This is a genomic window from Vibrio sp. V33_P6A3T137 (genome assembly GCF_009904835.1).
Lineage (GTDB): Bacteria > Pseudomonadota > Gammaproteobacteria > Enterobacterales > Vibrionaceae > Vibrio > Vibrio metschnikovii.
In genome coordinates this window covers 1-5,859 of the sequence record NZ_WXWK01000109.1, presented here as the reverse complement: position 1 = coordinate 5,859, position 5,859 = coordinate 1, and the positions used below count along the sequence as shown (strand labels likewise).

The window sequence follows — 5,859 nt, the reverse complement described above, 5'->3', positions numbered from 1 at the left end:
AGTAAAAATGGATTTTTGCTCGTTATGTTCTGGATAAATAGAGACTTTTTGCTAAAAAAACAAACAAAAAAACCATTTTTGAATGCAAAGTAATCAAACGATTCAAAAAGCAAAAAAATTCTATTGACTGATCGCATCGAATCCGTAGAATGCATCCCGTACTCAAGAGCAACGCGATAAAGAAGCAAGCGGTTTGAGTTTCGAAGGCGCGTTGGCAGAGTGGCCATGCAGCGGATTGCAAATCCGTGAACCTCGGTTCGACTCCGGGACGCGCCTCCATTGCGACACTAGCTCAGTTGGTAGAGCGCAACCTTGCCAAGGTTGAGGTCACGAGTTCGAACCTCGTGTGTCGCTCCAGATTATATCAGTATGGCGAAAGCGGTGCTGAGATTAAAAAATTAGTGTGCCCTGGTGGTGAAATTGGTAGACACAAGGGATTTAAAATCCCTCGACTTTCGAGTCGTGCCGGTTCAAGTCCGGCCCGGGGCACCATTTATAAAGAGCAACGTGATAACGTCACTTGCTTAATGCGACACTAGCTCAGTTGGTAGAGCGCAACCTTGCCAAGGTTGAGGTCACGAGTTCGAACCTCGTGTGTCGCTCCAAAATAAAAAAGCCCAGCCAAAAATGGTTGGGCTTTTTTTATGTTAACTGTTTTCTGTTGAAAAAGACTTACGTTTTAATAGATAGCATCATATCCAGATTTGCTGATGTCCGATTGATTGAACTATAGCCTAGGAAACCTATTCAATACTGGAGTACACAAGCAGTGACTAAGAGACCAGTAGTGAGTAGCCAATATCTTGTTTGTCTTTGATATCTTGTTTAAAAAACTGATAGCAGAATTCACGAAACCAGCGATGTCCAAGTGAGTGATGGTGTTTTGCATGCCAAAGTAAGTAATAATCGTGCTGAGGCAGCTCATAAGGCGTAGGAAAAAGGGTCACTGGGTGCCCTTGGGCATATTGAGCGGCGATATGTAATGGTAACGTAACCAAGCAGTCGGTACCAATCATGGTTTCAATGGCAAGACGAATTGAAGGTAACGTGGCAAAGATCCGACGTTTTTTTCGATAGCGTTGAAATAACGTATCAACTTGTAAGCTTTCCGTATGAAGTCCACTGACTAAAATATGCCTTGCTCGAAAGTAGTCATCAAGTGTGAGTGTTGTATTCTGCTCGATACGCTGTGACCAACGACAGACGACATACTGATCACTGGCTAATTTTTTACCATGTAAGTTTTCAGGAACAATAACAGATAATGTGGCGAGTAAATCTACTTGGCTTTCCGCTAACTCGCTGAGTGCACGATCTTGCCATAGTGTTGTATTGAGTCTAGCTCTGGGGGCTTGCTGATGAAATTCTCGGCAAAGTTGGGGCAGAATATCTGGTGAAATAAAATGATTGAGCGCGAGATTAAATGGCCGCTGAATTTTATGCACTTCACAATCGGCAGGTTGATAAAGTTGTTCCAGTTGTGTAAATACGGAGGGGAGAAGTGCCAGTAATGATTCTCCCCGTTTGGTTAATATAAATTGCTGTCCTTGCCTGATAAGTAACGGATCCTGAAACTCTTCGCGCAGTTGTTTAAGCGTTTTGCTGATAGCGGGTTGAGTAACGTTCAGTTTTTTAGCTGCATCAGTGAGATTTTTGGTCTCTAATAGGGCATATAGGGTCGGCAGCAATTTGTAGTTATGCATAGTATCCTGATTATAACTTTTTCATCATCCAAACATCACAGCCACCATGTTCAGTACCTTCGAGAGGTTTTGATAGGTGCTCAAAACCTAATCGTTCATACAATGCGATAGCTGAAGACATACTAGAAAGGGTATCAAGATAACAGTACTGAAACCCTTGAGATTTAGCAAATTCTAGACAGCGTTCGGCGATGATTCTTCCGCCGCCGTGACCCCGGCTTTTGGCTAGTAAGAACAACTTTTTTAATTCGCAAACACTCCTACTATCTTGAAATGGTGCTATTCCACCCCCTCCAACAATATCATTATCCAACAGGGCAACAAGATATAGACTATGTCTATCCTGAGTGTAGTACTTACTCATAGTTAAAACTTCTTCATCAGCAGGTCCAAAACCTTCGCCGACCGCACCAAATTCAGCACCGACTTGTTTAATAATTTGGCAAATTGAGGCATCGTGTTCTGCTTCAATGGGTAAAATTGTTAATGGCATTATCAACCTCTGGTTATAATCTTTGTGGGTCTAACCATAACGGGCAGCGTCATTTGAACAAAATCAATTTATGACAAAATCACTATAACTAAAAGTTATTTTGCAACTGCCTAACTTGATGAGTTAGCGATGAATAAACACGCAAAAAATGAAGGAAATGTGATTTCAATTTGGCTTTGACAGCGGCTTTCGTTACTATGTACAGCTTACTAAAAACCCCAAGAATCCCTTAATTCCCTCACGGGTGCCTTAAGGAAACTGCGCATCAGCAGACGAGGAAACAATGCAACATCTACAACAGATTATTGCTAACGCGACAGCAGCTATTAATGCTGCGGAGTCGTTAGTTGCACTGGATGAAGTGCGTGTTCATTATCTGGGCAAAAAGGGTGAGCTAACGGCTCAACTGCAAAGCCTAGGTAAATTACCACCAGAAGAGCGTCGTACCGCAGGTCAAGAGATCAACGTTGCCAAAGAAACCGTACAAAAAGCGATTTCACTGCGTAAAGATGCTTTACAACGCGCCGAATTAGAAGCGAAGTTGGCGGCTGAAACGATTGACGTGACTTTACCTGGTCGCCGTATTGATAATGGTGGTTTACACCCAGTCACTCGCACGATTGAACGCATCGAAAACTTTTTTGGTGAATTAGGCTTTAGCGTTGAGTCTGGCCCTGAGGTTGAAGATGCCTTCCATAACTTTGATGCGTTAAATATTGCTGCCGATCATCCGGCGCGTACCGATCACGATACCTTCTTTTTTAATCCTGATTTGATGCTGCGTACTCACACTTCTGGCGTACAGATCCGCACGATGGAAAACGGTAAACCACCGTTCCGCTTTATTGCTCCAGGTCGTGTGTATCGTAATGATTATGATCAGACTCATACGCCAATGTTCCATCAAGTCGAAGGCATGTTGGTCGATGAAAAGGTTAACTTTGCTCAACTTAAAGGCATTTTACACGATTTTCTATGCAACTTCTTTGAAGAAGAAGTTGAGGTGCGTTTCCGCCCATCTTATTTTCCTTTTACCGAGCCCTCCGCTGAAGTGGATGTGAAAGGTAAGAACGGTAAATGGTTAGAAGTACTGGGTTGCGGTATGGTTCATCCTAATGTATTGCGCAGTGTCGGTATTGACCCTGAGCAGTACTCAGGTTTTGCCTTTGGTATGGGAGTAGAGCGTTTAACGATGTTGCGTTATGGCGTGAACGATCTACGTTCGTTTTTCGAAAACGACCTGCGTTTCCTTAAACAATTCAAGTAATCCAGAGGCTTATCACTATGAAATTTAGCGAATCTTGGCTTCGTGAGTGGGTAAACCCTGCGGTTAGCACTGACGAATTGACTCATCAAATTACTATGGCAGGGTTAGAAGTCGATGACGTTCTCCCTGTTGCTGGCGTGTTTAACGGCGTTAAAGTTGGCCAAGTGGTTGAATGTGGTCAACATCCTGACGCTGATAAACTGCGTATCACTAAAGTCGATGTCGGTGAAGACGAATTACTCGATATCGTTTGTGGCGCAGCCAACTGCCGTCAAGGCTTGAAAGTCGCGGTTGCTACCGTTGGTGCTGCACTGCCTGGCGATTTCAAAATTAAGAAAGCCAAATTACGTGGCCAGCCTTCTCACGGCATGTTGTGTTCATTCTCAGAGTTAGGGATTGACATTGAATCAGACGGGATTATGGAATTAGCGCAAGATGCGCCGATTGGCTGTGATTTTCGTGAGTTTTTAGGTCTTAATGATGTCACTATCGATGTCGACCTTACGGCTAACCGTGCTGATTGTTTCAGCTTGCGTGGATTGGCGCGTGAAGTTGGCGTACTTAACCGTCTGGATATTATTGAGCCATCGGTTGCTCCTGTAGCGGCGTCAATTAACGATACCCTAACGATTGATATCCAAGCACCTGCTGCTTGTCCGCGTTATCTAGGGCGAATTGTCAAAAACGTTAATGTGAACGCCGCCACTCCATTATGGATGCAGGAAAAGTTACGCCGTTGCGGTATTCGTTCGATCGATCCGATTGTCGACATCACTAACTATGTGATGCTAGAGCAAGGCCAGCCAATGCATGCGTTTGATTTGGCAAAGATTGAGGGCGGTATTGTGGTACGTCTTGCTGAGCAAGATGAAAAGCTAACTCTTCTCGATGGCACAGAAGCGACGCTCAATCCTGATACCTTATTGATTGCTGACCATAACAAACCACTGGCGATTGCAGGTGTATTTGGTGGTGAGCATTCTGGGGTAAGTTCAAGCACGCAAGATGTGTTATTAGAGTCGGCTTTCTTCGCGCCAGATCATATCCGCGGCCGTGCTCGTCGTTATGGATTACATACTGATTCGTCGATGCGCTTTGAACGTGGTGTAGACTACGAGTTACAGCAAGCGGCTCTTGAGCGTGCTACCCAACTATTGATTGATATTTGTGGTGGTCAAGCAGCTCCTATTGTTGCTGCACAATCTGATCAGCATCTCCCAAGTGCGAATCAAGTGACTCTACGTCGGACGACATTGGATAATTTACTTGGCCATACTATTGCCGATGTCGATGTGGTCGAAATTCTACAACGTCTTGGCATGCAAGTAGAAATCACGTCACAAGGTTGGCAGGCGACTGCACCAACTTGGCGTTTTGATATCGCTATCGAGCAAGATTTAGTTGAAGAAATCGGCCGTATTTATGGCTATGACAATATTCCTAATCAAGCTCCTCAAGCGGCATTGAATATGAATGCCCACAAAGAAGCGCGTTTACCGCTCAAGCGTGTGCGTGATTTGTTAGTGGATCGTGGTTATCACGAAGCTATTACTTATAGCTTTGTTGAACCGGAACAGCAAAAACTAGTGGTTCCGAATATAGAACCCCTCATTTTACCAAACCCAATTTCTGCCGATATGTCAGCGATGCGCCTTAGCTTAATCCAAGGCTTGCTGAATACGGTGGTGCACAACCAGAAACGTCAACAGCCGCGCGTACGCTTGTTTGAGCAAGGTTTGCGTTTTATTCCCGATCAAGCTGCTGAAAATGGTATGCGTCAAGAGCCTATGCTGGCTGGTGTGATCGCTGGTACTCGTGGTGATGAACATTGGAACATGGAAACGGCTAGCGTTGATTTCTTTGATTTAAAAGGCGATGTAGAAGCAATCCTCGATTTAACTGCGAATGGCCGAGCTTATCAGTTTACGGCAACGCAGCATCCGGCATTGCATCCTGGTCAGGCGGCTGCGATTGTGCTGGATGGTAAAGAGATCGGCGTGATTGGTACCGTTCATCCAGAACTTGAGCGTAAATTTGGTTTAAATGGTCGTACAATCGTATTTGAAATCGAATGGTCAGCGATTAATACCAAAGTGATCCCTGAAGCCGTCGCTCTATCTAAGTTCCCTGCAAATCGCCGTGATATTGCTCTGGTTGTCGATCAAAATGTTGCTTCTGGTGACATCGTTGCTACTTGTCAATCGGCGGGTGGCTCGTTATTACGCGATGCTAAACTGTTCGATGTTTACGTTGGTAAAGGTGTTGAGGAGGGTAAGAAAAGTTTAGCTATTGCGCTTATCTTACAATCGGCAGAGCGAACGCTAGAAGATGCGGATATCACTGCTGCAGTGAACAATATTGTTCAAGCGGTGGCTGAACAGTACTCTGCAACACTG

General features: G+C 44.5%; 4 protein-coding genes and 4 tRNA genes. 6 read left to right on the top strand and 2 right to left on the bottom strand.

The features are described from left to right. Positions 1–205: 205 nt before the first annotated feature. The 4 genes from CAG60_RS10380 to CAG60_RS10365 all read left to right on the top strand — a co-directional run bounded on the left by CAG60_RS10380 (position 206) and on the right by CAG60_RS10365 (position 605). Positions 206–279 (top strand) — tRNA-Cys (locus tag CAG60_RS10380). A 2-nt stretch (positions 280–281) separates the two neighbouring features. Further along, positions 282–357 (top strand) — tRNA-Gly (locus CAG60_RS10375). A 48-nt stretch (positions 358–405) separates the two neighbouring features. Beyond that, positions 406–492: transfer RNA gene (locus CAG60_RS10370), tRNA-Leu, on the top strand. Between the two features lie 37 nt (positions 493–529). After that, positions 530–605: transfer RNA gene (locus CAG60_RS10365), tRNA-Gly, on the top strand. Positions 606–773: 168 nt separating this feature from the next. Here the strand turns inward: CAG60_RS10365 and CAG60_RS10360 are convergent. Together CAG60_RS10360 and CAG60_RS10355 are read right to left on the bottom strand one after the other, a co-directional pair. Next, positions 774–1,703 carry a LysR family transcriptional regulator gene (locus tag CAG60_RS10360; protein WP_161438881.1) on the bottom strand — a complete coding sequence of 310 codons (930 nt, stop codon included), beginning with the start codon at positions 1,701–1,703 and terminating at the stop codon, positions 774–776. 10 nt (positions 1,704–1,713) lie between these two features. Next, a complete protein-coding gene (locus CAG60_RS10355; protein ID WP_154168387.1) occupies positions 1,714–2,196 on the bottom strand; it encodes a GNAT family N-acetyltransferase in 483 nt (160 codons plus the stop codon). A 283-nt stretch (positions 2,197–2,479) separates the two neighbouring features. Here CAG60_RS10355 and pheS point away from each other — a divergent pair, with 283 nt between their 5' ends. Together pheS and pheT are read left to right on the top strand one after the other, a co-directional pair. Further along, positions 2,480–3,463: a phenylalanine--tRNA ligase subunit alpha gene (gene pheS, locus CAG60_RS10350; protein ID WP_154168385.1), complete on the top strand. Its 984-nt coding sequence runs from the start codon at positions 2,480–2,482 to the stop codon at positions 3,461–3,463. A 17-nt stretch (positions 3,464–3,480) separates the two neighbouring features. Next, positions 3,481–5,859: phenylalanine--tRNA ligase subunit beta (pheT, locus tag CAG60_RS10345; protein ID WP_161438880.1), on the top strand; the 2,379-nt coding region annotated here is incomplete at its 3' end.